This window comes from Micromonospora sp. URMC 107, from assembly GCF_051386315.1.
In the GTDB taxonomy this organism is placed as follows: Bacteria; Actinomycetota; Actinomycetes; order Mycobacteriales; family Micromonosporaceae; genus Micromonospora.
Genome location: NZ_JBPQTK010000326.1, coordinates 1 through 301, shown reverse-complemented (window position 1 = coordinate 301; position 301 = coordinate 1). Strand labels below are relative to the sequence as shown.

Sequence of the window (301 nt, the reverse complement as noted above, 5' to 3'; positions counted from 1 at the left end):
GCGACGAGGGTGTCGGGGGCGACGCCGTGCTCGCGCAGGTGGTGGGCCAGCCGGTTGGCGCGCGCGTCGAGGTCGCGGTAGGTCAGCGACGTCCCCTCGAAGGTCACCGCCACCGCGTCCGGTGTCGCCGCGACCCGCTCCGCGAACAGCGCGGGGATCGTCCGCCCGGCCGGGTACGCGGTCGCCTCGTCCCAGGCCGCGAGGAGTTCGCGGCGCTCCGCCGGGTCGAGCAGGGTGAGCTGGTCGATCGGCCGGTCGGGGTCCTCGGCGAGTTGGGTGAGGACGTGGCGCAGGTAGCGGA

General features: G+C 75.7%; 1 protein-coding gene. It reads right to left on the bottom strand.

Annotated features, from left to right (window positions below; all coding sequences use genetic code 11):
- Positions 1–301 (bottom strand): AMP-binding protein (locus ACSNN9_RS28720; RefSeq protein WP_436676425.1); only part of this gene is annotated, 301 nt, incomplete at both ends.